The organism is Nocardia tengchongensis (assembly GCF_054781395.1).
Genome location: NZ_BAAGUM010000006.1, coordinates 1,034,477 through 1,057,495, shown reverse-complemented (window position 1 = coordinate 1,057,495; position 23,019 = coordinate 1,034,477). Strand labels below are relative to the sequence as shown.

Genomic DNA, 23,019 nt, shown 5'->3' with positions numbered 1-23,019 from the left:
TTATGAAGTGCTTGCCAGCCTAACTCCGTACCGACTGGTCCCGATTGAAAATCGCCGACGGCTACATCAGCGCGCCGCCGTCGACGCGGAGCTCGGTGCCGGTCATGTAGCGGCCGTCGTCGGAGGCGGCCATCGCGACCACGCCCGCGATGTCCTCCGGCTTGCCCAGCGCGCCGCCCTCGATCCAGCCGGGCAGCCGGGCCATCAGTGTCCAGTCCGCGTCGGGCGGCAGCGCCAGGCCCGAGGTGATGCCGGTGCTGATGCCGCCGGGCACGATATTGACCGCGCGCAGGCCCTTCTTCACGTATTCCAGCGCGATGGAGTGGGTCAGCGCGTTCACGCCGGCCTTCGACGCCGAGTACGCGGCCATGTACGGGTTGGAGCCGAACGCCGAGGTGGAGGAGAAGTTCACGATCACGCCGTGCCCGGATTCGATCAACGCGGGCAGGGCCGACTGGATCATCAGGAAGGTGCCGGTCAGGTTGACCGAGATGACCTTGTTCCAGTCCTCGAGCGGCATTTCATGGGTGTGGGCGGCCCGCAGAATGCCCGCGGCATTGACGAGAACGTCCAGGCCGCCGAGGAATTCGAGGGCTTCGGCGGTGACGGCGCCGACCGATTCCGGGTCCGAGATATCCAGGGTGAGGGTGCGCAGGCGCTCACGCTGCGCGGCGGGGACGGCGTCGACGGTGGCGGCCAGTCCGGCCGCGTTCACATCGGCGGCGACCAGCTGTGCGCCCTCGGAGAGCAAGCGCAGGGCCACGCCCTGGCCGATGCCCGATCCCGCTCCGGTGACAATGACTCGACGGCCTTCGTATCTGCTCGACATGGCGAGAAATTAGAACAAGTTTCAAGGCGCGTCAATGGCCGGCGTTTTCGAATGGCGAGTCGGCTGTCTGCCAGAGAGTTCTCACATTTGAACGACAGTCCAGTAGATAAACTCTCTGCCCGTATGTGATCGGTAATTGGGTCGGGACTTGACGGAGGATTCATGCGTTCGGTTGGTTGGCGTACTCGCGCGTGCACGGCGGCCCTGGCGGCAGCCGGTGCCCTGCTGGTGATTCCGGGCGGACCGGCACACGCCGACCCGGGCACGGCTTTCGCCACCACCCCCGCGTCCGACGGCTTCCGCGGCCTGTCGAACGGCACCATCATCGACTACTGGACCACCCGCTCCAACGGTGAACCGGTCCAGGCCAGCGGCGCCCTGTTCGTCCCGCCCGGCCCCGCGCCCGAAGGCGGCTGGCCGGTCATGGCCTACGACCACGGCACCTCCGGAATGGGACCGGGCTGCGGCGGCCAGACCGACACCGGCCACATCTTCCGCCCCACCGAAGAGCGTTTCCTGCAGTACCTGGTGAACAAGGGCTTCGCCGTGGTCGCCCCCGACTACCTCGGCCTGGGCCGCTTCGACACCGGCCCGCACCCGTACCTGGAGATCAGCACCGAGGCGGGCTCGACCATCGACCTGCTGAAGGCCGCGCGCGCCGCCACGCCGTCGCTGTCGCGCACCTGGGCGGTCACCGGCTTCTCGCAGGGCGGTCAGGCGGCGCTGGGCACCGCGCACCTGCAGGCTTCCGCCGCACCGGATCTCGACTTCCGCGGCACCATCACCGTCGACCCGGAATCGGATCTGGAGAAGATCACCCCGTTCGTCGGCCCCTGGGTGCCCGAGATTCCGGGCCAGGCCGGGACCGCGGTCAACGGCTTCGTGGTCAGCATGCTGGCCGGGATGCGCGCCACCCACCCGGAGGCGAACATCGACAGCTTCCTCACCCCGCGCGGCCGCCAGGCCCTCGACGAGTCGCAGAGCCTGTGCTTCGTCGACATCATGAAGCAGGTCGAGGGCATGGGCATCGGCGACATGCTGTCGCGGCCGCTCAACGATCCGGCCTTCCAGACCGCCATGAACGAGTACATGACCGTGCCCGTCAACGGCTACGACGCGCCGATCCTGTTGCTGGTCAACGCCACCGACACCACCGTGCCGTCCCCGCTGCACGCCGCGCTGGCCGCCCAGTTCGCCGCCAACCGGGTCGACTTCCAGACCGTGGTCGGCACCGGCACCCACACTCAGCTGAACCCGGCCATGTGGGACGCGATCGGCGCGTTCACCGATCGCATCCTGGCCACGCCCACCCTGCCCTGAGCCGGTTCGCCCGGCCCGGACCGCCTACTTCGGGAACCAGTTGAAGTCGGGCTCGCAGGTCAGGTCCGCGGCCGGGCGCACGCCGGTGGCCAGATAGGTGTTCACGGTGTCGTTCACGCACGGGCTCAGATCGTCGCGGAATGACGCGTGAATCCTGGTGTCCGCCAACGTGACCAGACGTGACTGCGGCATCTTCGCGTGCAGCGCAAGGCCTTCCGCGTAGGCGGTGCGGGTGTCGTGGACATTGGCCAGCATCAGCACCGGGGTGTCGTTGCCGATCTCGGTGGGCGCCTCCACCGGGTCCGGCCAGAAGGCGCAGGCGGTGATGTTGTTGGCGAAGGCCCCGAACACCGGCTGGCTGGCGCGGGTGGCCTCGACATTCTTGTAGTACCAGGCGGGATCGCGCGGCGCCGCCTTGTCGCCGCACATGATGGCGGCCATGGCGGAGGCGTCCAGCGGCACCACCGAGAAAATCCGGGACTGCAGGGCGTCCATGTCGATCGGACCGCCCGCGACGCCGCTGGCCACCATGGTGAGGATCTCGGCGAGATTCGGGTTGAACTGCGGATTCGGCAGCAGCGCAACCAGAATCATCGGGATGGTGTGCTCGTCGACGAGGAACCCGCTGCCGTAGATCTCGTGGCCGGCGGACCGGCGGATCAGGTCCTCGACCCAGGCGCGCACCTGCTCGGGGGTGGTGCCGAAGTGGTAGAGGTCGTCGTGGCGGGCCGCCCAGGTCGCCCAGTCGTCGAGGGCCCACTCGTTGATCGGGCCCATGTCCTGATAGAGGCCGATGTAGTAGCGGTCCGGGTCGATGGGGGAGTCGAGGACCATGCGGTCGACGCGGTCGCCGAACAGCTGCGTGTAGACCGCGCCCAGGTAGGTGCCGTAGGAGGCGCCGAAGAAGTTGATCTTCTGCTCGCCCAGCACGCTCCGGATGACGTCCATGTCGCGGGCCGTGTTGCGGGTGGTGATGTACCGGAGCTTCTCCGGGTCGGTGGCCACGCACGCGCTCGCCAGTCCGGCGGCGACCGTGCTGTCGCGGGCGAAGCCGAGCAGGTCGAAGCCGGCCGAGAACAGGATGGTGGGCACCGGAATCGTGCAATTGACCTTGTCGGAGCGGCCGATTCCGCGCGGGTCCATGCCGATGATGTCGTACTGGGCGCGCACGTCGGGGGACAGGTTCGTCAGGTAGTTGGCCGGCATGCGCAGGCCCTGGCCGCCCGGACCGCCCGGATTGGTCAGCAGGATGCCGCGGCGGCGCTCCGGATCGGTGGCAGTGACGCGGGAGATGCCCAGGGTCAGGGTGCGGCCGCCGGGGTTGGCGTAGTCGAGCGGGACGACCACGCTCGCGCACTGCGCGCCCGCCTTGTCCAGGACCTTGTCATTGCACGACTGCCAGTTCGGCGTCTGATGAGTGAACCGGTCCGGCACCGGGGATTCCGCGTGCACCGGGCCCGCGGGCAGGGTCGCGGCCGCGGTCACCAGCGTCGCGCCCAGAACGAACCGTCGAATCCGCCGAGCGGGCATCAACTCTCCTCCAAGGTCGTGGTTGCCGGGTGGCGACGCTACCCGGGGGTGGGCTGAAAAGCCGTGAGACAGGGCGTTTTTGGTCCGACGCGCGCAGCCGCCACGCCGTACGGATGAACAGGCAAATGTTTGGCGAACCCGGTGGATAGACTGCGGCGATCCAGCTCGCCGCCCCTTCTCCGGAGGATCCATGCGCGCGTTTGCTCGAACCCTCGCCGTCACCGCGCTGGCCCTCGGCGGTCTGCTGAGCGCGCCGGTCGTCCAGCCGCACCCCGCCACCGCGACGCCGGACGGAAGCGACTGGGCCGCGGGCAGTCTCATCACCGCCACCGCGCAGCCCGACGGCTGGCACCAGCTGTGGGGCGGGGCCGCGGTCGAATACTGGACCACCCGATCCACCGGCGAACCGGTGCGGGCCAGCGGCGCGCTGTTCGTGCCCGCCGGGCAGCCGCCCGCCGGGGGCTGGCCGATCATGGCGTGGGATCACGGCACCACCGGCCTGGGTCCGCGCTGCGGCTGCCAGGCCGACCCGGAACGCGAGGTGCGGCCCTACCGCCGCCGCGAGGAGGACGCGATCATGCGCTTCTTCCTCGCCAAGGGCTACGCGGTCGTCGCACCCGACTACCTGGGGCTCGGCGTCTTCGACACCGGCCCGCACCCGTACCTGGAACTGAGCACCGAGGCGGGCGCCACCATCGACCTGGTCAAGGCCGCCCGGGCGGCCCGGCCCGAACTGTCGCGGACCTGGGCGGTGAGCGGCGCCTCGCAGGGCGGGCATGCGGCACTGGGCAGTTCGAGCTATCAGGTGCGGACCGCGCCCGAGCTGGACTTCCGCGGCACCATCGCCATCGACCCCGCCTCCGATGTGGAGAAGGTGCTGCCGATCGCCGGTCCCTGGGTACCGGCCCTGCCGGGGCAGGCGGGACAGGATGTCGACGCCTTCTTCGTGTCGATCATGATCGGGATGCGCGCGGCCCGGCCGGACGCGCAGGTCGACAGCTATCTCACCGACTTCGGGCGGCAACTGCTCGACAGCGTCCAATATGACTGCCTCGGTGAGCTCACCGATCGCATGGCGGGTATCGCGCCCGGGTCCGTGCTGTCCCGGCCGCTCTCGGAGGGGCCCTTCCCCGCCGTGCTGCGCGACTACATGACCGTGGCAACCCGCGGCTACGACGCGCCGATCCTGTTGCTGCTCAACGCCACGGACATTACCGTCCCGTCGCCGCTGCACGCCGCCCTCGCGGCGCAACTCGCCGCGAATGGTGTCGGGTTCGAGACGGTGGTCGGGACCGGCGGTCACACCGAGCTCAACCCCCAGATGTGGGCGGCCATGGACGCCTTCACCGACCGTGTCTTCGCCGCCCCGACCGTGTCCTGACCGGGGTGTCGGTGCGAGTGATCCGCGCAGCTTGATAGGTTTTCCAGAATGTCCGAACCCGAAGTCGCCGGTCGTGGAAAAGCCGCCCTGCTGGGCCCCGCCGAAGTGCGTGAGCTGGCCGAGCGATTCGGGGTCCGCCCCACCAAGCAGCTCGGGCAGAATTTCGTGCACGACGCCAACACCATGCGCCGCATCGTCGCCACCGCGGGCGTCAGTCGCGACGACACCGTGCTCGAGGTCGGGCCCGGGCTGGGCTCGCTGACCCTGGCCCTGCTCGATGTGGTCGAGCGGGTCGTCGCGGTCGAGATCGATCCGACGCTCGCGGCCAATCTGCCGCAGACGGTCGCCGCCCGCGCCCCGGAACTCGCCGATCGCCTGACGGTCGTGCCGATGGACGCCATGAAGGTCACCCACGCCGACTTCCCCGCCGAGCCGACCGCGCTGGTCGCCAACCTGCCCTACAACGTGGCCGTCCCGGTGCTGCTGCATCTGCTGGCCGAATTCCCCAGCATCCGAACGACTCTGATCATGGTGCAGCTCGAGGTCGCCGACCGGCTCGCGGCCACGCCCGGCGGCCGCATCTACGGGGTGCCGAGTGTGAAGGCGGGCTTCTACGGCAATGTGCGCCGCGCCGGAACCGTCGGCCGCCAGATCTTCTGGCCGGTGCCGCAGGTCGAGTCGGGGCTGGTGCGCATCGATCGCTTCGACGAAGCGCCGTGGCCGCAGGACGAGGCCTTCCGGCAGCGGGTGTTCGCGGTCGTGGACGCGGCCTTCGCGCAGCGGCGCAAGACGCTGCGCGCGGCGCTTGCCGGGTGGGCGGGGTCGGCGGCCGAGGCCGAGAACCGGCTCACCGCGGCCGGTATCGCGCCCACCGCGCGCGGTGAGACGCTCGATACCGCCGCTTTCGTCCGTCTGGCTCAACAAGGCTGAAGCTCCTCAGCCGGGCCGAGTCCGGGGCTCTCAGATTCCGCTGGGGAAGGTGAGAGTCTGCAGGCCCGACCAGACATCGGCCCACGGGTGCTTGGGTTCGCGGCACACGTAGACGGTCATCAGGCGTTCCAGGCCGGGCAGGCCGTTCGGGTCGTTGATCTTGGTGACCACGGTGGTGGACTCGAACTGGGCCAGGAAGTCCTTGTCGCCGACGCCGTCCACCGAGAGGTAGACGATGGTGCGGTAGGAGTCAGACGGCGGGCCGAAGTAGCCGAACCCGCGGTTGGGGCTGAACACCGGGGGCAGGTTGTAGTCGCGGCCGAATTCCTCCAGGGCGCTGGCCTGCACGTAGGCGGCGCCGACCACGGCGGTGTTCTTGCGCTCGGCTTCCGGCAGTCCGGCGACCGCGTCGGCGACGGCCTTGGTGAAGGTCTCGTAGCCGGCCGGGCCGGTCAGTGATTCACGCTGCCAGTACTGCGCCTGGTCGGTGATCGGCTTGTCGATGCCGGTGAAGTCGCGCGCCCATTCCCAGCTGTACGGCACCGGGATCGAGCACATCCACGCCGTGTACAGCACCGCCGACACCACCGCGAGGGCGTTGACCGCCGTGCGGATCCGGCGCCGCGCCTCGACCGTGCTCAGCGCGAACGCGCCCGCGCCGATCAGCGCCGGCCAGAAGCCGGCGACATAGTAGGAGCGGCCGTTCTCGACGAGCACGATCACCAGCAGGCCCAGGCCCGCGATCAGGGCGAAACGGTAGGGGCGCAACGCCTCCAGCCGGGTCAGGCCCCACAGGCCGAAGATGCTCAGCAGGCCGCCGATCAGACCGCACTGGAAGGCGATCTCGATGGCGCAGATCAGCGGTCCGGTGTTGGCGGCGTACTGCTCCTGGGCGATGATCTCGGTCATCTGGGATTCCACCCAGCCGTGCTGCACCTGCCACACGATGCCGGGAATCATCGACACCGCGAGGATCAAGGTGCCCACGTACAGCGCGGGGCGGCGCAGCAGTTCGCGCGGTCCGGCGATCAGCACGCCCAGACCCAGCAGCGCCCACACGCCGGGCATCATCCACTTGGCCTGGAACGCGAGCGCGGCGGCCACACCCGCGACGATCAGCAGCCAGTCCTGCCGGGTCCGCACCCAGCGGATCAGCAGCCAGATGATGGCCGCCTGCAGGGGAATGTCGAAGGTCAGCGTGATCAGCTGCATCTGGTTGAACGCCAGCGGTGACACCGCGTAGGCCAGCGCGGCCAGCACCTGATAGCGGGCGCCCGCGCCCAGCTCCCGCGCGGTGGCGGCGGCCACGACCGCGGCGGCGGCCATCAGCAGCAGCGCCGGAATGCGCAGCGCCAGTACCGAACCCGGCGCGATCAGATCCATCAGATGCGCGACGAACGGGGCCAGCGGTCCCTGGTCGGGGTAGGCCCACGCCAGGCGTCGCCCGGCGGCCAGGAAGTACAGCTCGTCGCCGAAGTAGTTGATCCGCGCCGCGGGAATGCCGAGCACGACGGCGAACCCCAGCGAGACCGCCAGCACGCCCTTCCAAGCGAACGGCTGCACCCGATCGGCGGCCGGTTCGACGGCGACCAGCTCAGGGGCTACATCGGTGGTTGACACTGATTCCCTCCCAGGAACACGAAAACGCCCGGCAACACCGAAAGTCGGCAATGCCGGGCGTCGATCACGCAGCAGAATATCCGCAAACCCCCCTCGCAGTCGCCCCGAACTTTCAGGGGCTTGCCGTGCCCTCCTAGGCAACCCGGCCCGCGTGGTCGCCCACCGGGGGTGCTCGGCCGGGGTCCACGCGCACCCGGATGACCCACTTCAGCACTCGGCCAGCAACACCCTGGAACCTGTTCTGACCACGCCGAACGATCCTGCGGTGAGGTCCCCGCCGAGGATTCCCGTCGCCGTATCCGATCCCCGTCTCCGGGCTCCGAGACCCGTCTGCCGCAGCCCCTATTTGGCGCAAATGCGACAAATCACATTTGCGCCATCGGCTGCGCTTATCAGACAGTGCGGATTCGCCGGCTACCTCCACAGCCTGCGCCGCCCCGGCCCCGTCGACCGGGAGGCTGCCCGATCAACTCGGGTGCGGCGCGCCACCGAAGTCGAACGCGATGAACAGCAGCGAGATCGGTACCGCGATGACGGCGAACGCCAGCGTGGCGGGAGTCGCGAACTCGCGCGGTCGTCCACCTCTCGAGGACGCGATACCGATCGCGAGGATCAGCCCGAACGTCACGATCCAGCTCGCCCAATACCCAACCGTGCCCACCCCGTACTCGACAGGCCCGTCTGGGGTGACGATGCTCGGCCGCCCGGGATCGGTGATCCCGACAACCCGCTGCAACACGATCATCGACCCCGGATAAACGAATCCCGCTATCGCACCGATGATCCCCCCGACAACCGCCCAGCCGGTGCCGCGTGTGTCTTCCAACTGAGCCATGGTCCTTCTATCCGCTAGGCGACTGAATCGACCCGAAGTCTCTCCGCCCCCGCTTACCGGATTCTTAAGAATCCCTGTGGCACACCGCTTCCAGCATCACGCCGTCGTAGCCGGTCCAGAAGGTGGCGTAGTAGGGCGGCGGGTATTGCGGGAAGTGTTGTGGGGTGTGGATGATTTCGTCTTCGTTGGCCGATGCCCATTCGTGGACTCGGTCGACGTCGGCGCGGGTGGGGACGATGAAGGCCAGGTGTTGGAGACCGGCGTGGTCGCGGGAGTAGCCGGGTTCGGGGGACGGGTAGAAGAAGATGTAGGTGCCGGGCTTGCGGTTGGCGGGCCAGTAGGCGAACTGGGTGTCGTCGGCGAGCAGTTTGTCGTAGCCGACCAGGGGCATCAGCTGGTCGTAGTAGTGGCGTGCCGCAGCGAGATCGGTGACGTTGACGCCGAGGTGTCCCAGGGGCATGGGGTGGAATCTACTGGCTGGTTGGCGCTGCGGAGCGGAAGTGGTTCGGGTTCGGTGCAGGGTGTCGGCAACCGTTGCGGGGCAATCGCATCGGCGCTGTGGTTTGATGGCGGAGTGATGTTGATGGCGCAGTCGTGGTGGTGGCCGGGAGTTCGGCGGCCCTGATTTGCGCATGTGTATCGGCCGCCGGGTGTGGCAGCCGATCCGTCACGCGGTGCTCGGTTGGTGCGCCGCGGTGGCCTCGAATCGGAAGGATCGAGGTTCATGGCTCTGGAGGAAATTCGCGGCGAGATCGACGCCATCGACGCGCGAATCGTCGAATTGCTCGGTGCGCGACAGCAATTGGTGATGCGGGCGGCCGCGTTCAAGCGCAATCCGCAAGAGGTGCGGGCCCCGGACCGGCGCGCTCGGATGATGGTTCGCCTGAATGAACTGGCGATCACTCACGGCGTGGAGCCGGAGCTCGTCGAGCGGGTCTACACGACCTTGATCGACGGATTCATCGAACTCGAGCAGCGCCGGCACGAGGTGATCACAGCCTCGAAATCCACCGCCTAGCGTCAGGCGGCGTCGAGCGCCGAGGTGATCTTGCGAGCCATCTCCGCGGAGGTCGGGGAGGGCTCGGCACCCGCCGCCGACTCGATGGCGACCTGGATGGTGGCGCGGAAGTTGTCGGCCTCGGCCGGATCCTGTTCGCGCAGCAGGGTCATGGCCGCGGTCAGCGTCGGCAGCACCTGGTCGGCCAGGTCGGCGACCGTCTTGCCCTTCAGCTGGATGTCGCGCGACTTCGCGGTCAGCACATGCCCGACCAGACCGGTCGCCGAGGACAGCGCGATGGTGCCGTTGGTGGACGCCTTGTGCGGTGCGCGATCGGCGGCGGCCATCAGCGAGACAGCACCGTAGGCGGCGTTGCGCAGGGTGGCCTTGTCCTGGTCGGTCAGGGTGACAGTCATGATGATTGCTCCTCATCTCGGTAATCGGCTCTCCCGGAACCGTTCCGGTCGAGCTGTTCGATGTACCAACTGTCGCCGCACCGCCTGACAGCTCCCTGACACCCGCCTGACACGCCCACTGACACAGCGACATCAGCGGAATCCGCGCGCCCGCATCGCGAGCGCGCGGTGCCGGCGTGGGCGCTCAGGCGGAGATGGACAAGCCTTCGAGGATGGTGGTGGGGGCGGTGCCGTCGCTGTCGTTGCGGGTGGTGATGGTGAGTTGGACCAGGTATTGGGCCGAGTCGGAGTTGACGATGATGTAGCGGTTGTAGGCCCAGAGGGTGAGGTTCTGGACTTCGTAGGTGCCGGTGATGGCGGCGGAGGGGAGGCCGTCGAAGTCGGCGGTGTCGGTGTCGATGTCCTGCCAGGCGGGGAGCTGGCGGGCGTCGGCGAAGGCGTGGGAGAGGAGTTCGGCCGGGTCGACGGCGGGGGTGAAGGTGGCGACCAGGAGGACGGCGTTGTCGGCCCAGCCGTTCGCGGGGGGCTGGGTCCAGACGCCGTAGGAGCCGGGGAACATCTGCGGGGGCACCTGCTGCCAGCCTTCGGGGATGCCGACGGTGACCTTCGGCGCGCCGGGGGCCGCGGGGTCGACCGGTGCGGCCTGGATCTGGGCGGCGGCCAGGTATTCGGCGATGGTGGTCAACGAAGCTCCTCGAGAGGGGGCGGCGGTGGTCACCCGACATTCAACACGATGCCGCGCGCCGGGGAGGGACGATGCCCCGTACGTCGGAGAGCCGAGCGCCGCGCGTCCGTAGGCGACGCCCCGGAGTGCTGGAGCGGCGGTCGCGGCTCGCCTGCGCAGGTTCTCCGTCCATGCGAAAAGGCCGCTCGAATCACACGATTCGAGCGGCCCTTTCGCGGTGCCTCATCCGCGGAAGCGGCGCAGGCGCAGGCTGTTGCTGACCACGAAGACGCTGGACAGAGCCATGGCGGCACCGGCGAGCATCGGGTTCAGCAGGCCGGCGGCGGCGAGCGGGATCGCTGCCACGTTGTAGCCGAAGGCCCAGAACAGGTTGCCCTTGATGGTGCGGAGGGTGGCGCGGGACAGCTTGATCGAGGTGGGTACGGCCCGCAGGTCGTCGCGGACCAGGGTGAGGTCGGCGGCCTGGATGGCGACGTCGGTGCCGGTGCCCATGGCCAGGCCGAGGTCGGCCTGGGCCAGGGCGGCCGCGTCGTTGACGCCGTCGCCGACCATGGCGACCACCTTGCCCTGATCCTGCAGCTGCTTCACCACGTCGAGCTTGTCGCTGGGCAGCACCTCGGCGATGACCTCCGAGATGCCCACCTGATCGGCGACGGTGCGCGCGGTGGCGGCATTGTCGCCGGTCAGCAGCACGGGGGTGAGGCCGAGCGCCTTCATCTCCGAGATCGCCTGGGCGCTGGTGGGTTTCACGGCGTCGGCGATGACCAGCACGCCGCGCGCCTTGCCGTCCCACGCCACCACGATGGCGGTCTGACCGGCCTGTTCGGCGCGAGTCTTGGCGTCCGCCAGGGATTCCGGCACATCGACCGACCAGTCCGCCATCAGCTCGCTGCGCCCGATCACCACCGCGCGTTCGCCGACCAGACCCTGTACGCCCTTGCCGCCGTGGCTGACGAACTGCTCCACCCGTTCGGTGTCGAGTCCGCGCTCGGCCGCACCGGCGACCACGGCCTTGGCGACCGGGTGCTCGGAGCCGTGCTCGACGGCCGCGGCCACCGACAACAGTTCGTCGACCGCCACGCCGCCCGCCGGAATCGCTTCCGCCAGCGTCATTTTGCCGGTGGTGACGGTGCCGGTCTTGTCCAGCACCACGGTGTCGATGCGCCGGGTCGATTCCAGCACCTGCGGGCCCTTGATCAGGATCCCCAGCTGCGCGCCGCGCCCGGTGCCGACCAGCAGCGCGGTGGGCGTGGCCAGTCCGAGGGCGCACGGGCAGGCGATGATCAGCACCGCGACGGCCGCCCCGAACGCGGTCGCCACGGCCGAGCCGGTGCCGAGCCAGAAGCCCAGCGCCGCCACCGCGATCGCGATGACGATCGGCACGAACACGCCCGCCACCCGATCGGCGAGCCGCTGCACGGGCGCTTTGCCGTTCTGCGCGTCCTCGACCAGTGAAGCCATCTGCGCCAGTTGGGTGTCCGCGCCGACGCGGGTGGCGCGCACGGTCAGCAGTCCGCCCGCGTTCACGGTCGCGCCGACCACCTGGTCGCCGGGACCGGCTTCGACGGGCACGGATTCGCCGGTCAGCATGCTCATGTCGAGCGCCGAATTACCGCTCACCACAACACCGTCGGTGGCGACCTTCTCGCCGGGCCGGACCAGGAATTCCTCGCCGACCCGCAGTTCGGCGGTGGGAATGCGGGTTTCGACCCCGCCGCGCAGCACCGACACATCCTTTGCGCCGAGTTCCAGCAGGGCGCGCAGCGCGGATCCGGCCTTCTCCTTGGACCGCACCTCGAAGTAGCGTCCCGCGAGGATCGCTGTGACCAACGTTGCGGCGACCTCGAAGTACAGCGCCGAGGACGAATCACCGCGCTCGATGGCGAAACTGAACGGGTGCTTCATACCGGGCATGCCGGCGTTGCCCCAGAACAGGGCGTACACCGACCAGCTGAAAGCGGCGAGGGTGCCCAGCGAGATCAGCGTGTCCATGGTGGCCGCGCCGTGTTTGGCGTTCACCCAGGCGGCCCGGTGGAATTGCGAGGCGCTCCAGACCACGATGGGCGCGGTCAGGGTGAGCGAGAGCCACTGCCAGTTGGTGAACTGGAACACCGGGAACATGCCCATGGCGACCACGGGCACCGCCAGCGCGAGCGTCACCAGCAGCTTGTGCCGCAACAGATCCGCCGCCGACGGCCCCGGCTCGGCCGCGCCCGCCTCGGTTTTCACCGGTTCGGTGTGGTGCACGGCCGCGGTGTAGCCGGTGTCGACGACCTTGGCGATGAGATCGTCGGTGCTCACCGATTCGGGAAAGCTGACCTTCGCCTTCTCGGTCGCGTAGTTGACGGAGGCGGTGACGCCGTCCATCCGGTTGAGTTTCTTCTCGATCCGGGCCGCGCAGGAGGCGCAGGTCATCCCACCGATATCGAGTTCGATCGAACGCTCGGGTGCGGGCGCGCTCATGAGTGACCTCCTCCGTGCTGTGCGGGCGCACCCGAAGCGGGTGCGGCGGTGGATGTTTCGCTGGTGAATTCCGCGGTGTGGACCGTGCCGCCGTGCTGGAAGTCCAGGTACAGGCGGTAGGCGCCGTCGCTGGGCGCTTGCGCGTGGAACGCGACGCCGGGGCCGGGCGCGGTCTTGCCGACTTCCCCTTCGGGGTGGACGTGCAGGTAGGCCAGGTCCGTGGCCCGCAGGGCTACCAGGTGAGCGTACGCGCCGAGGTAGGGCTGCAGGTCGGTCACCGGCTTGCCGTCGCGGGTGATGGTGAAGTTCAGTTCGCTGCCCGCGGTGTTCAGGTCGCCGGTCAGGGTGACCCGGTAGCCGTCCACGTCGGCGGTCCGCGAGACCGGCGGTAGCGGCTTGTCCGTCACGTTGCCCGCGACCGCGACGGTGCGGCTGAGCACCAGTTCGCCGGGCCCGCCGGTGGGGGAGAAGTCGGCGAACACCCGGTAGCTGCCGGGCGCGGCCCACTTCCAGTCCAGTGACCAGGTGCCGTCGGCGGCCCGGGTGGGATGCACGTGCCGGAACTGGCTGGCATCGGAGCGGACCACGATCAGGTGCAGGTCCTTGTCGTGGAGGTTGTCGTATCGGGTGACGGTGCCCTGCGGGCCGGTGATCCGGAAGCGCAGTGCGCCTTGCTGATCGGGGGTGGCCGGGGCGCTGATCTCACCGAGGGTGTAGCCGGAGCGGCTGTCCTGGAGTCCGGTGGGCGCGGCGGCGGTGTCGTGCTGGGAGTGCTCGGTGGTCTCGGCCGAGGCCGCGCCGGATCGGTCGCCCACCAGGGCGCCGATGCCGAGCGCGGCTCCGAACAAGACGACCAGTCCGCCACCGAAGGCGGCGAACTTCAGTCGATCGTTCACCTGGCCACCTCGTAACCCGCTTCGTCGACGGCGGCGATCACGTCGGCGTCGGTGAGCGGCGCGGCCGACTCGATCTGGACCCGGCCGCTGGCGAGGTCGACATCGACGCTGGTGACGCCGTCGATCTTGCCGATCTCCTTCTGCACCGAACCGACGCAGTGGCCGCAGGTCATTCCGGTGACGGTGTAGGTGCTGGTGGCCATGGTGGTCTCCTTCGGTCGCTTCTCATACGGTGAGGGGGTATCCCCGACATCTGGAAACATACCCCCCATGGGTACCTGGCGCAAGTACTCGAGCGGGAAATCTGTCGACTAGGCTGTGCCCGTGCTCTCAGTTGTGCCCAGCCCCGTCGTCGTGCGCGCGCCCGCGAAGGTGAACCTGCACCTCGGAGTGGGCGACCTGCGTGAGGACGGCTACCACGACCTGGTCACCGTGTTCCAGGCGTTGTCGCTCAGCGACGACGTCCACATCACGCCGTCCACCACCCTGCGCGTGAAGGTCACCGGCGAAGGCGCCGAGGACGTGCCCACCGACCGCGGCAACCTGGTCTGGCAGGCGGCGGTGAAACTGGCCGACCTGGGCGGCCGCGCACCCCTGGTGGACTTCGCGATCAGCAAGGGCATTCCGGTGGCGGGCGGCATGGCCGGGGGCAGCGCGGACTGCGCGGCGGCCCTGGTCGGGCTGAACGACCTGTGGGAACTCGGCCTCGGCCGCGCCGAATTGTCCGATATCGCAGCCGAACTCGGCAGCGACATCCCCTTCTCCCTGCACGGCGGCACCGCCCTGGGCCGCGGCCGCGGCGAGAAACTGCTTCCCGTCCTGTCCCGCAACACCTTTCACTGGGTGCTGGCACTGGCCAAGGACGGCCTGTCCACCCCGGCCGTGTTCAAGGAACTCGACCGCCTGCGCGAGGCCGGCGACCCGCCACGGCTCGGCAGCCCGGAGGACCTGCTCCAGGCCCTGGCCTCCGGTGAGGCGACGCAGCTCGCCCCGCTGCTCGGCAACGATCTCCAGGCCGCCGCGCTGTCACTGAAGCCTGAGCTGCGTCGCACCCTGCGCGCGGGCGTCGGCGCGGGAGCCCTCGCGGGCATCGTCTCCGGCTCCGGCCCGACCTGCGCTTTCCTCTGCGAAAGCGAGGAGGCCGCGGTCACCGTCGCCGCCGAACTAGCGGGCGCGGGGGTGTCCCGCAGCGTCCGCACCGCCCACGGCCCGGTCCCGGGCGCGCGCCGGATCACCGATCCGCCGGATGCCGCCAAGCGCTGAGCGCGGGGCGGTCCCGGCTGCTCGGTAGGCTTGCCCGGGGCAAGCAATCGACCGACGCAGAGGATCCCGTGGCCAACCTGATCAACCTTGAAGCCGTCAGTAAGAGCTTCGGCATCAAGCCGCTGCTCGACAAGGTGAGCCTCGGGGTTCAAGAAGGGGAGCGGATCGGCGTCGTCGGCATGAACGGTGGCGGTAAGACGACGCTGCTGGAGGTGCTGACGGGTCTGGAGGAGCCTGATTCGGGTCGCGTGAGCCGGGTCGGCTTCCTGCGCATGGCGGTGGTCACCCAGCGTGGCGTCCTGCCCGAGGGCGCGACGGTCGGCGAGGTCGTTCTCGCGGGTTTGGCCGAGGACCAGCGCACCGACGGTGTGGCCGAGCACGAATGGGCCTCGAACCCGCGCATCCGTTCCGTGGTCGAGGGCATCGGCATCGCCGACCTCGGCATGGACACCCCGGTCGCCGGTCTCTCCGGTGGTGAGCGCCGCCGCACCGCCCTGGCCGCCGCGCTGGTCCGTGACCTGGACCTGCTGGTCCTCGACGAGCCCACCAACCACCTCGACGTCGAGGGCGTGCAGTGGCTCGCCGAGCACCTGACCGAACGCCGCAGCGCGCTGGTGGTCGTCACCCACGACCGCTGGTTCCTCGACACCGTGGCCACCCGCACCTGGGAGGTGCAGGGCGGCCGGGTCGAGACCTACGACGGCGGTTACAACGACTGGATCTTCGCCCGCGCCGAGCGTGTCCGGCAGGCCGACGCCTCCGAGGCCCGCCGCCAGAACCTGGCCCGCAAGGAACTCGCCTGGCTGCGTCGCGGCGCGCCGGCCCGAACCTCCAAGCCGCGCTACCGGATCGAGGCCGCGGAGGCCCTGATCGCCAATGTCCCCGCCCCGCGCGACACCGTGGAGCTGGCCTCCTTCGCGCGCAAGCGGCTGGGCCGCGTGGTGATCGAACTCGAGGACGCCACCCTCGCCATCCCGGACGGCCGGGAACTGGTCACCGACCTGACCTGGCGGCTCGCCCCCGGTGAGCGGGTGGGTCTGGTCGGCGTGAACGGTTCGGGCAAGACCACGCTGCTGCGGGCGCTGGCCGGGGAGCGGGAACTGCAGTCCGGCAAGCGGATCCAGGGTCAGACCGTCAAGATCGGCTGGCTGCGCCAGGAACTCGACGACCTGCCCCTCGATATGCGCGTGCTGGAGGCCGTGCAGGACGTGGCGCAGCGAATGATGCTGGGCGACAAGGAGATCAGCGCCGGTCAGCTGGCCGAGCGGCTCGGTTTCACACCCGCCAAGCAGCGCACCCCGGTCGGTGACCTGTCCGGTGGTGAGCGCCGCCGCCTGCAGCTGACCCGCATCCTGATGGCCGAACCCAACGTGCTGCTGCTCGACGAGCCCACCAACGACCTCGACATCGACACGCTGCAGCAGCTCGAGGACATGCTCGACGGCTGGGCCGGAACCATGGTGGTGATCTCCCACGACCGCTACCTGATCGAGCGTATCTGCGACAGCACCTGGGCGCTGTTCGGCGACGGCAAGCTCACCAACCTGCCCGGCGGCATCGAGGAGTACCTGCGCAAGCGTGCCGCGCTCAGCGGTGGCGCTACGTCCGCCGCGGGCCGCTCCACCGCCCCGGCCGCCGCGAATTCCGCTGCCCCGGCGACGGATTCGGCCGCCTACCGCGCGGCGCGTAAGGAACTGGCCAAGCTGGAACGCGCCTTGGAGAAGCTCACCGAACGTGAGGCCAAGCTGCACGCGGCTTTGGCAGAGGCGGCCACCGAGCCCGACAAGCTGGTCAAGCTCGGCACCGAACTCAAGCAGGTGCAGGCGGAGAAGGAAGCCACCGAGGAACGCTGGTTCGAACTGGCCGAGGGCTGAGCTGGATCAGCGACGACGCTCGAGCGAGATCCTTCGGCGGGCGCCGACCATGTCACGCCCGCTGCGGTTTCTTCGTATGCGGAGGCGGCAACTGATTTCGCAACGGTCGGGGTAACTCGCCGGGTACGCCCGGAATCGGTTCGGTGTCCGACGTCAGTGCGGGTGCGTGGCGTGCTACGGCTCTCCGGCCGCCCGCTGAAGTCCCGGGGAGGCGGGGGAGTCGAGAGAGGGCACCGGCAGGCAGGTGCGCACGAATCCCGCGCCGAACGAAGTCAATTCGATGGTCCGGTACAGGACCTTGGTGCCGAAGCCGGCGCGCTTGAGCAGTCGCCGCACGTCCGGCATGGCCTCGAGCAGCTGGTACCGGTTCGGGTTGCCCAGCGCCTCGCGGGTCACGTCGATCAGGCCGAGGCGATCCAGGTTGGCCAGGTACGCGTCGATCCGGTTCGGGTAGCGCAGGGCCGCGTCCTCGCCGAGCAGGTTGAAGACGCCGCGGTAGGAACTGCGCCCGGTCTTCACCTCGACCGCGGGCTGCGGACCGTCCAGGTACAGGTGCCGGACGACGCGCGCCTCGTCGGGCGCGAGCTCGCTCAGGATGCGGGCGTAGGCGGTGTGGTGGTGAGTGTCGTCCTCGGCGTGGAAGTCCGCGGAGCGGCGCAGCAGTTCCGCGCCGCGAGCCCGCAGCAGCGCGGTGTGGCCGGAATCGGCGGTGGCGTCCAGGTTCTCGGGGACGGGCACGCCGAGCGCCTGCCGGACCGAATGCCGGACCTGGGCGCCGGCGTCGGAGAGGATCTCGCGCGGCGGCTGCCCGGCCATGCTGCCGCGCAGCACCACCGAGGTCACCCCGAGCGCGGTGTGCAGGCTCCAGAAACTGGCTTCGACCGCCGCCGACATGGCCACCCGAACCACTCCCGTGGCGGCGCGGACCGGCCCGGCCGAACCCCGTCGCTCGCCCGGATGCACCGGCAGCGGAGCGGTCTCGCGAACGGCGATGTCGGTGCCGGGATCGGCGGGATCGTCCTCGCCAGAGGAGGATTCGGTCATATCCATGTGGTAGCGACTCCTGTTCCGAAGATCAGGAGGTGAGCGTAACCGGCGAAGAGCCCCAGCACGCCGCCATGGACGAACAAGAGCCATTCATCCTGTTTGATGGCCGATCGCAGCATGTCCACGAACTCGGGCGGGGGCAGCGCCGACATTTGTTTGGCGATGTACTCCTGCACCTGCCGGCCCTGCTGCGCGTTGAACGCCGGGTCGGCGAAGGCGATGGGCGCGATGGTCATGGCCTCGGAGGTGAGGGTGTCCTGCAGCGAGTCGTATTCGCGCCCGCCCATGGCGAATCGGACCACGGATCGGGCCGGGCCGAGCGCCCGGTCGGCCGCGGGCTTGAGGGTGTCGGTGAGCATCTGCATGGTGCGGTCGGCGCGCGGCCCGTTGAGCAGCTCGTCGCCGATATTGGCGACGGTCATGATCTCGCTGGCCACCAGCGCCGCGTAGCCCTCGGTGATCTCGTCCTGCCGTTTGATCAGCAGGCCCTGCCGCCACGGGCACCACCACTTCGGGTAGGCCGGTTCGAAGATCAGGTTGATGCCGATCCAGTTGACCACCCAGCCGATGATCACCCCGCCGACGGGCAGCACGACCAGCGACGACCAGTGCGTCCAGTGCAGGACGCCGACCAGCACCAGGCCCATGGGCGCGCCGAAGTAGAAGCCGAAGTTCTGCATGAATCGCAGTTCCTTGGCACCGAGCACCTGGAAGACCGAATTCAGCATCTGCGGCCGCGCCTGGAAGTAGCGGATGGTCATGGACTTGACGTCCAGCAGCTGATCGATGTTCTTGCCGAGTTCATCGGTGAGTTCCCGGAGAATATCCGGCAACTGTTCCTTCACGCGGCTGTGGACCATCTCCCGCACGCCCGTGGGCAGGTTGTACCAGAGCTGCGGGTGTTCGCGTTTGAGGATGTCCTCGACAATGTCGCGAATCTGAAGATCGGCAATTTCAACAAAATGTTCAGCGAGCTTGTCCGGTTCGAGTTCGCGATAGAAATCCGCGACACTCCCGAGTTTCGCCAATCCTTTGTCGACCGCGATGCTGGCCATCTTGTCCGCACGCGACGGCACGATCCCCTGCCAGCCGAAGCGCCCGTCGTACTGCAGCAGCGGGAGCACCTGAATCCGCTTGGGCAGCAAAGGAAACACGGTGGCCAGCCCGGGCAGCCGGAATCCGTGGAAGCGGACCGGCTTGAACAACATGAGCACGCCGGTCCAGTTGGTGATATAGCCGATCACGCCCGTGAACAGTGGAATCGTGATCAATTCCAATAGGAGGGTCGGACGCACCCCGAAGACACTCTCTAGCACGCGACACCCTCCTGCCGACCCGCAACGCACCGCCGTCGGCGTTGACTACCCCATCGGCGGTCTGGACCTTACTGGCTATTCAGGAAGTGAGTCCAGCCGCAGAGTGTCTGGGTCGGAGATCTCGGTCACACTGCGCGGGCTCGATGTTCCTCTGTCTTGATGGGACCACGAGAATGGCGGGGACCACATCCATATCGTTCTTTCATCGTTCGTGTTGGGGGTCATGTGCGTCGTTACTCGGCGGACGTGGACTGGGGTAACCTTCGTCGGGCTCACGGGTTCAACGTGCCCGCAGGTCCGTCGGGGGCAATAATCTGTGGACGATTGTGTTCACCTGGCGATATTCGGAGATGGACGTGGCGGAAGACAGGATCCCGGGGCAGGACGTGACCCGTCCGGGACCTCGTGCCGTGGAACGCAGTTCCGATGTGGAGCAGCGGCAGATCAGCAATGAGGCCCGCCTGATCCGCGGGGCTTTCCGGGCCGCCGGCCTGGCCGTCGGCACCGCGGTGCGGGGAACCGAGTGGGCGGTCGGCACCAGCTACGAGATCACCAAGCAGATCACCCAGGCCGCGCTGGACGGCGAGTCGTCCGCCGATATCGCCGAGCGCACGGGGGCGGCGCTGCGGTCCATCGCGCGCAGCGCGCTCGGCGTCACCGAGGGTTCGGTGCGCGAGATCGTCAGTTACGTACCGACTCCCATGGGCGCGCCGCAGCAGGCCATCGCCAATGGCAGTGGTCTGGTGCGTTCGGCCACGACCGATGATCTGCGCCGCCGCGGGGACGCGCTGCTGGCCCGGTCCGCCGATGTCTACTTCACCGAGGACGTGCACCCGGCCTACGACCGCATCCTCGATCAGCTCGCCCCCGACGAAGCTCGCATCCTGCGTTTCATGGCCTTGCAGGGCCCGCAGCCGTCGGTGGACGTGCGTACCAATCGGCCGTTGGGTATCGGATCGGAGCTGGTCGCGGGGGATCTGACCTCGGTTCCGGAGCAGTCCGGCGTCCGCTACCCGGACCGTGCGCGCAACTACCTGATCAATCTGAATCGCCTCGGTCTCACCATGACCTCGGAGGATCCGGTCGTTTTGTCGCGATACATGGTGCTTGAGGTCCAGCCCGTCGTCGAGCAGGCGCTGAAGAAGGCGGGCCGAGTGCCCAAGATCGTGCGAAAGAGCCTGCGCCTGACCGAGTTCGGCGAGGACTTCTGCAACACCTGCTTCTCCATCAACAACTGACGCCGGAACGCTCGGGTGTGATCGGGGGCCCACGCCCCCGAACGCCCAACGTTCCGGACTGATAGCGATCCGATACAGATCTGTGCCGATTCCTGAAGGTTTGTGACACCTGATGGGATTGTGGATCTTATGGATTCCGATGCCGTCGCGGCGATCAGCCGGCTGAAGTTCCGTTACCTGCGCGCCTTGGACACCAAGGCGTGGGAGGAGTTCGCCGACACCATGATTCCGGAGGCCACCGCCACCTACAGCGAGTACCTCCAGTTCGAATCGCGCGACGCCTTCCTGGCCTTCATGCGCAATACGCTGGGCCCGCACGTCATCACCGAACACCGCTGCGACCACCCGGAAATCGATGTCGACGGCGATGAGGCGACCGGCACCTGGTACCTGGCCGACACCGTGTTGATCCCGGGTCACAACATGCTGTTACGCGGCGCGGCCTTCTACACCGACAAGTACGTGCGTTGCGACGACGGGCACTGGCGCATCGCGCATACCGGCTACGAACGCACCTACGAGGTGGTGCTATCGCTCTCGGATCTGCCCAGCCTGCGCCTGACGTCCAGCCGCTGGGGGCTGATCGCCCGCGATCCGGCCGACACGCCTCGCACCGAGCCCAGCTCGGACGGCTCCGGCACGCTGGGCTGACCCGCCCGGGCCCTATTCCGTTCCGGCGACCAGTAGTTCGAGGGTCAGCTTCGGCATTTCCTTGACGATGTACTGCAGCCGCCATTTGTCGCTGAACAGGGCGAGCAGCGCGCCGTCGGACCGGGTGAACACCTCGACGCCACGTTGCCGGCTCAGCTCCTCGGCCGATTCGGCGTCGGTGCGCCGGGCCAGCTGGTAGGGCAGGTGGTCGAGCTGGGTCTCGACATTGAACTCGGATTGCATTCGGGCCGTGACGACTTCGAACTGCATGGGGCCGACCGCGGCCAGCACCGGCGACTGGTCGCCGCGGGCGTCATTGCGCAGCACCTGCACCACGCCCTCGGAGTCGAGCTGATCCATGGCCTTGCGGAACTGCTTGTACTTGTCCGCGGTCTTGGCGCGCAGCGAGGCGAAATGCTCGGGCGCGAAGGACGGGATCGGCGGGAACTCGACCTTCTTGTCCACGAACAGCGTGTGGCCCGGCGCGAGCGCGGTCGCGTTGACCAGACCGACCACGTCACCCGGGTAGGCGGTGTCGACGGTGGTGCGCTCGCGGCCGAAGACGGTGAGCGCGTACTTGGTGGCGAAGGGCCGCCCGGTCTGGGCGTGGGTCACCACCATGCCGCGCTCGAATTCGCCGGAGACGATGCGCATGAACGCCAGCCGGTCGCGGTGGGCGGTGTCCATGCCCGCCTGCACCTTGAAGATGACGGCGCTGAACGGCGCGGTGGTGTCGCGCGGTTCGCCCTTGATGTCCTTGCGTCCGCGCGGCGGCGGCGCGAGTTCGACGAGGGTCTCCAGCAGTTGGCGCACACCGAAATTCAGCATGGCGGAGGCGTAGATGACCGGCGAGGTGTGCCCGGCCAGGAACAGTTCCTGATCGTGGTCCTGCCCGGCGGCGGAGAGCAGTTCGCTCTCCTCGGCGGCGGTGCTCCACACGTCGCCCTCGCGTTCGGCGGCCTGCTCGGGGGTGTAGCTCTCCTCCGGGGCGATGGTCGCGCCGCCGGCGGTGCGGGTGAAGTGGATGTATTCGGTGGCCGCGCCTTCCTCGCCGCGGCGCAGCAGGCCGCGGAAGTCGCCGGCGATGCCGACGGGCAGGAACAGCGGGGTGGGGGTGAGGCCGATGCGGTCGACGATCTCGTCGAGCAGTTCCAGCGGCGCCTGGCCCGGGCGGTCCCACTTGTTGATGACGGTGATGACCGGGATGCCGCGGTCGCGCGCGACCTGGAAGAGCTTGAGGGTCTGCGGTTCCAGGCCCTTGGCGGCGTCGATGAGCATGACCGCGGCGTCGACCGCGGTGAGCACGCGGTAGGTGTCCTCGGAGAAGTCGGAGTGGCCGGGGGTGTCGACCAGGTTGATGACGCAGTCGCCGTATTCGAACTGCAGCGCGGTGGAGCTGACCGAGATGCCGCGGGCCTTCTCCATCTCCATCCAGTCGGAGACGGTGGACTTGCGGCCCGCCTTGCCGTGGATGGCGCCGGCCTCGGAGATCACCTTGGCGTGCAGCGCGAGGGCTTCGGTCAGCGTGGATTTACCCGCGTCGGGGTGGGAGATCACCGCGAAGGTGCGCCGCCGCGCCGCCTCACCGGCCAGCCGACCGGCGGTAGCTGAGGACGCGCTGGCAGTCGGGGAACTCACGGCGGGGGACTCCTTCGTGCGGACGAGGCAACCGCACCAGGGTACGCGACCGGCCCCGCGCCCCGACCGGCCGGTCCGGCCCCGGGTGGT

21 protein-coding genes are annotated in these 23,019 nt (G+C 68.8%); 8 read left to right on the top strand and 13 right to left on the bottom strand.

The window, feature by feature from the left end; all coding sequences use genetic code 11:
* Positions 1 to 61: 61 nt before the first annotated feature.
* On the bottom strand, positions 62 to 829 hold the full coding sequence (locus tag ACYVKL_RS15965; protein WP_379164012.1) for an SDR family NAD(P)-dependent oxidoreductase: 768 nt from the start codon (positions 827 to 829) through the stop codon (positions 62 to 64).
* Positions 830 to 991: 162 nt separating this feature from the next.
* Between ACYVKL_RS15965 and ACYVKL_RS15960 the strand changes: the two genes are divergently transcribed.
* Positions 992 to 2,149, top strand: a complete 1,158-nt coding sequence (locus ACYVKL_RS15960) for an alpha/beta fold hydrolase (RefSeq protein WP_379164009.1) — start codon at positions 992 to 994, stop codon at positions 2,147 to 2,149.
* Positions 2,150 to 2,173: 24 nt separating this feature from the next.
* Here the strand turns inward: ACYVKL_RS15960 and ACYVKL_RS15955 are convergent, their stop codons facing one another.
* Positions 2,174 to 3,679, bottom strand: coding sequence for an alpha/beta fold hydrolase (locus ACYVKL_RS15955; protein ID WP_379164006.1), 1,506 nt, complete (start codon positions 3,677 to 3,679; stop codon positions 2,174 to 2,176).
* A 190-nt stretch (positions 3,680 to 3,869) separates the two neighbouring features.
* On the opposite strand from ACYVKL_RS15955, the gene ACYVKL_RS15950 reads away from it, so the two are divergent.
* Positions 3,870 to 5,060 (top strand): lipase family protein, encoded by a 1,191-nt coding sequence (locus ACYVKL_RS15950; protein ID WP_379164002.1) that lies wholly within the window; start codon positions 3,870 to 3,872, stop codon positions 5,058 to 5,060.
* Positions 5,061 to 5,108: 48 nt separating this feature from the next.
* Positions 5,109 to 5,990, top strand: coding sequence for a 16S rRNA (adenine(1518)-N(6)/adenine(1519)-N(6))-dimethyltransferase RsmA (rsmA, locus tag ACYVKL_RS15945; protein ID WP_379163999.1), 882 nt, complete (start codon positions 5,109 to 5,111; stop codon positions 5,988 to 5,990).
* Positions 5,991 to 6,020: 30 nt separating this feature from the next.
* On the opposite strand, the gene ACYVKL_RS15940 is transcribed toward rsmA, so the two are convergent.
* The 3 genes from ACYVKL_RS15940 to ACYVKL_RS15930 form a co-directional block, all read right to left on the bottom strand.
* Positions 6,021 to 7,610 (bottom strand): ArnT family glycosyltransferase, encoded by a 1,590-nt coding sequence (locus tag ACYVKL_RS15940; protein WP_379163996.1) that lies wholly within the window; start codon positions 7,608 to 7,610, stop codon positions 6,021 to 6,023.
* 466 nt (positions 7,611 to 8,076) lie between these two features.
* Positions 8,077 to 8,436 carry a hypothetical protein gene (locus ACYVKL_RS15935; protein WP_379163993.1) on the bottom strand — a complete coding sequence of 120 codons (360 nt, stop codon included), beginning with the start codon at positions 8,434 to 8,436 and terminating at the stop codon, positions 8,077 to 8,079.
* Positions 8,437 to 8,509: 73 nt separating this feature from the next.
* Positions 8,510 to 8,905, bottom strand: coding sequence for a VOC family protein (locus tag ACYVKL_RS15930; protein ID WP_379163990.1), 396 nt, complete (start codon positions 8,903 to 8,905; stop codon positions 8,510 to 8,512).
* 192 nt (positions 8,906 to 9,097) lie between these two features.
* Between ACYVKL_RS15930 and ACYVKL_RS15925 the strand changes: the two genes are divergently transcribed.
* A complete protein-coding gene (locus ACYVKL_RS15925) occupies positions 9,098 to 9,463 on the top strand; it encodes a chorismate mutase (protein WP_460772019.1) in 366 nt (121 codons plus the stop codon).
* Between the two features lie 2 nt (positions 9,464 to 9,465).
* On the opposite strand, the gene ACYVKL_RS15920 is transcribed toward ACYVKL_RS15925, so the two are convergent.
* From ACYVKL_RS15920 to ACYVKL_RS15900, 5 genes are all read right to left on the bottom strand, one after another.
* Positions 9,466 to 9,858 carry a hypothetical protein gene (locus ACYVKL_RS15920; protein ID WP_213559430.1) on the bottom strand — a complete coding sequence of 131 codons (393 nt, stop codon included), beginning with the start codon at positions 9,856 to 9,858 and terminating at the stop codon, positions 9,466 to 9,468.
* A gap of 184 nt (positions 9,859 to 10,042) precedes the next feature.
* Positions 10,043 to 10,543, bottom strand: coding sequence for an LpqN/LpqT family lipoprotein (locus ACYVKL_RS15915; RefSeq protein ID WP_379163984.1), 501 nt, complete (start codon positions 10,541 to 10,543; stop codon positions 10,043 to 10,045).
* 222 nt (positions 10,544 to 10,765) lie between these two features.
* A complete protein-coding gene (locus ACYVKL_RS15910; RefSeq protein WP_379163981.1) occupies positions 10,766 to 13,006 on the bottom strand; it encodes a heavy metal translocating P-type ATPase in 2,241 nt (746 codons plus the stop codon).
* Complete coding sequence (locus ACYVKL_RS15905) at positions 13,003 to 13,902, bottom strand: hypothetical protein (RefSeq protein WP_379163978.1); 900 nt, start codon at positions 13,900 to 13,902, stop codon at positions 13,003 to 13,005. The genes ACYVKL_RS15910 and ACYVKL_RS15905 overlap by 4 nt, the downstream gene beginning before the upstream one ends.
* Complete coding sequence (locus tag ACYVKL_RS15900; RefSeq protein WP_213559436.1) at positions 13,899 to 14,105, bottom strand: heavy-metal-associated domain-containing protein; 207 nt, start codon at positions 14,103 to 14,105, stop codon at positions 13,899 to 13,901. Before ACYVKL_RS15900 ends, ACYVKL_RS15905 begins: the two co-directional genes overlap by 4 nt.
* 121 nt (positions 14,106 to 14,226) lie before the next feature.
* Between ACYVKL_RS15900 and ACYVKL_RS15895 the strand changes: the two genes are divergently transcribed.
* Together ACYVKL_RS15895 and ACYVKL_RS15890 are read left to right on the top strand one after the other, a co-directional pair.
* Complete coding sequence (locus ACYVKL_RS15895) at positions 14,227 to 15,165, top strand: 4-(cytidine 5'-diphospho)-2-C-methyl-D-erythritol kinase (protein WP_213559437.1); 939 nt, start codon at positions 14,227 to 14,229, stop codon at positions 15,163 to 15,165.
* A 68-nt stretch (positions 15,166 to 15,233) separates the two neighbouring features.
* Positions 15,234 to 17,039 carry an ABC-F family ATP-binding cassette domain-containing protein gene (locus ACYVKL_RS15890; protein ID WP_379163974.1) on the top strand — a complete coding sequence of 602 codons (1,806 nt, stop codon included), beginning with the start codon at positions 15,234 to 15,236 and terminating at the stop codon, positions 17,037 to 17,039.
* Positions 17,040 to 17,213: 174 nt separating this feature from the next.
* Here the strand turns inward: ACYVKL_RS15890 and ACYVKL_RS15885 are convergent, their stop codons facing one another.
* Entirely contained in the window at positions 17,214 to 18,083 is an 870-nt protein-coding gene (locus tag ACYVKL_RS15885) for an Abi-alpha family protein (RefSeq protein WP_460772015.1), read from the bottom strand.
* Positions 18,080 to 19,402: a DUF445 domain-containing protein gene (locus ACYVKL_RS15880; protein WP_379163968.1), complete on the bottom strand. Its 1,323-nt coding sequence runs from the start codon at positions 19,400 to 19,402 to the stop codon at positions 18,080 to 18,082. The genes ACYVKL_RS15885 and ACYVKL_RS15880 overlap by 4 nt, the downstream gene beginning before the upstream one ends.
* A 350-nt stretch (positions 19,403 to 19,752) precedes the next feature.
* Here ACYVKL_RS15880 and ACYVKL_RS15875 point away from each other — a divergent pair, with 350 nt between their 5' ends.
* Together ACYVKL_RS15875 and ACYVKL_RS15870 are read left to right on the top strand one after the other, a co-directional pair.
* Positions 19,753 to 20,640 carry an Abi-alpha family protein gene (locus ACYVKL_RS15875; RefSeq protein ID WP_246598358.1) on the top strand — a complete coding sequence of 296 codons (888 nt, stop codon included), beginning with the start codon at positions 19,753 to 19,755 and terminating at the stop codon, positions 20,638 to 20,640.
* A 129-nt stretch (positions 20,641 to 20,769) separates the two neighbouring features.
* On the top strand, positions 20,770 to 21,291 hold the full coding sequence (locus ACYVKL_RS15870) for a nuclear transport factor 2 family protein (protein ID WP_379163965.1): 522 nt from the start codon (positions 20,770 to 20,772) through the stop codon (positions 21,289 to 21,291).
* Positions 21,292 to 21,303: 12 nt separating this feature from the next.
* Here ACYVKL_RS15870 and ACYVKL_RS15865 read toward each other — a convergent pair whose 3' ends face one another.
* Complete coding sequence (locus ACYVKL_RS15865) at positions 21,304 to 22,929, bottom strand: peptide chain release factor 3 (protein ID WP_357190901.1); 1,626 nt, start codon at positions 22,927 to 22,929, stop codon at positions 21,304 to 21,306.
* Positions 22,930 to 23,019 lie beyond the last annotated feature (90 nt).

Coding starts and splice junctions, on each gene's coding strand:
- ACYVKL_RS15950 (WP_379164002.1), top strand. CDS start 3,870: ATGCGCGCGTTTGCTCGAACCCTCGCCGTCACCGCGCTGGCCCTCGGC.
- ACYVKL_RS15920 (WP_213559430.1), bottom strand. CDS start 9,858: ATGACTGTCACCCTGACCGACCAGGACAAGGCCACCCTGCGCAACGCC.
- ACYVKL_RS15870 (WP_379163965.1), top strand. CDS start 20,770: ATGGATTCCGATGCCGTCGCGGCGATCAGCCGGCTGAAGTTCCGTTAC.
- rsmA (WP_379163999.1), top strand. CDS start 5,109: ATGTCCGAACCCGAAGTCGCCGGTCGTGGAAAAGCCGCCCTGCTGGGC.
- ACYVKL_RS15960 (WP_379164009.1), top strand. CDS start 992: ATGCGTTCGGTTGGTTGGCGTACTCGCGCGTGCACGGCGGCCCTGGCG.
- ACYVKL_RS15910 (WP_379163981.1), bottom strand. CDS start 13,006: ATGAGCGCGCCCGCACCCGAGCGTTCGATCGAACTCGATATCGGTGGG.
- ACYVKL_RS15875 (WP_246598358.1), top strand. CDS start 19,753: ATGGACGTGGCGGAAGACAGGATCCCGGGGCAGGACGTGACCCGTCCG.
- ACYVKL_RS15955 (WP_379164006.1), bottom strand. CDS start 3,679: ATGCCCGCTCGGCGGATTCGACGGTTCGTTCTGGGCGCGACGCTGGTG.
- ACYVKL_RS15900 (WP_213559436.1), bottom strand. CDS start 14,105: ATGGCCACCAGCACCTACACCGTCACCGGAATGACCTGCGGCCACTGC.
- ACYVKL_RS15930 (WP_379163990.1), bottom strand. CDS start 8,905: ATGCCCCTGGGACACCTCGGCGTCAACGTCACCGATCTCGCTGCGGCA.
- ACYVKL_RS15965 (WP_379164012.1), bottom strand. CDS start 829: ATGTCGAGCAGATACGAAGGCCGTCGAGTCATTGTCACCGGAGCGGGA.
- ACYVKL_RS15885 (WP_460772015.1), bottom strand. CDS start 18,083: ATGACCGAATCCTCCTCTGGCGAGGACGATCCCGCCGATCCCGGCACC.